The organism is Endozoicomonas atrinae (assembly GCF_001647025.1).
Classification (GTDB): Bacteria; Pseudomonadota; Gammaproteobacteria; order Pseudomonadales; family Endozoicomonadaceae; genus Endozoicomonas; species Endozoicomonas atrinae.
In genome coordinates this window covers 1-1,244 of sequence record NZ_LUKQ02000583.1, presented here as the reverse complement: position 1 = coordinate 1,244, position 1,244 = coordinate 1, and the positions used below count along the sequence as shown (strand labels likewise).

Annotated in this window: 3 protein-coding genes; all 3 read right to left on the bottom strand. The window is 50.8% G+C overall.

The annotated features are described in order from the left end of the window. Positions 1-40: 40 nt before the first annotated feature. Complete coding sequence (locus AK963_RS29260) at positions 41-667, bottom strand: ParB/Srx family N-terminal domain-containing protein (RefSeq protein ID WP_066018760.1); 627 nt, start codon at positions 665-667, stop codon at positions 41-43. A 3-nt stretch (positions 668-670) separates the two neighbouring features. Next, the gene (locus AK963_RS29255; RefSeq protein ID WP_066018759.1) at positions 671-1,039 is read right to left on the bottom strand and encodes a 3TM-type holin; all 369 of its coding nucleotides are present in this window, start codon (positions 1,037-1,039) and stop codon (positions 671-673) included. Then, on the bottom strand, positions 1,036-1,244 hold a 209-nt coding region (locus AK963_RS29250; protein WP_175404730.1), incomplete at its 5' end, for a peptidoglycan recognition protein family protein. The genes AK963_RS29250 and AK963_RS29255, both read right to left, overlap by 4 nt.

Here is a 1,244-nt window from a genome sequence, read left to right as displayed (position 1 = left end):
ATCAGCATCTTTCTTGCTGATGAACTTGACCTGAATGTCCTTAGCCTTGCCCATTAAACACCTCAGCGACTCTGGCCAGACCGTTGCCATTGCCGTTCTCATTGCCGGTTTCACCAAACGGCCCTAATTCTTTGGCCTTGGCGATAGCCGCCATAACGGTTTCGTATTGCTCATCAGTGAGGGTAAACGTGCACTGCCGCAAGGTGTCTTTTTCCCCGGAGGCCAGCTCTGGCGGAGGGACTTCATCAGCGTCAAAACTGATAACCAGGTTATTCATTTCTTCGTCTGAAAAACCGAGGATATTCAGGTCGAAGTCTTCAGCCTGAAGAGCCTCGACTTCCAGAGCCAGAGTTTCCATATTCCAGCTGGACGTAAGAGATAGCTGATTGTCAGTAATAACGTAGGCTTTTTTCTGCGCTTCGGATAACCCCGCCAGAATAATGCAGGGCACTTTATCCATGCCGAGCTTTTTAGCCGCCATTAACCGGCCATGGCCTGCTATCACGCCGTTTTCTTCGTCAATGAGAACGGGATTGGTAAAACCGAACTCTTTGATCGATGAGCAGATTTGCAGCACCTGGTCATCACTGTGAATACGAGAGTTGTTGATGTAGGGGATCAGGTCAGCAACTTTGCGATCCACCATCTTGTATTTTTTAGCTGCCATTCCTTAGCGCCTGATTTTATCTGCCACTTTCTCAATTCCACGGCTGGCAATGTAGCCGCCGATACCCAGCTGGACGATGGAGAACAGTTTTAGCTCCACGGCCTCGGATAAGTCAGGAGCCGACCACCCGAGCCACCTTGCCACGATTAGCCCGGTAAAGATCAACATGACAATCGGTCGCCATGATCTCTGCAGCCAACTGTCACCTTGAGCCTCTGCCTTGATGACCCCGGCACGTTCTGCCAGTTCATCCAACTCCCCTTTGACTGCCATGTTCACCAGAGACTTTTTTGCCTCTGCCGCCTTATCCGGGTCAGGGATAATTTTCTCGATGATCTTTCCGAGGACGGGGATTGCTGCTGCCCAACTCATCGGTTCGCCATCCAGTCTTCAACGATGAAATTAGGGCAGGTCTTGTATGGTGTGAAAAAGTAGTGACCGACCACCATGGCCTGTGGATAACGAAGCTCCAGGGTTTCTACCAGCATTTCCAGCATGAGCCATTGTGCCGAGGTGTAGTTGTCCTCAGGATTGCCATTCTCATCGATGCCACCGATCAGACAGATACCCACGGACT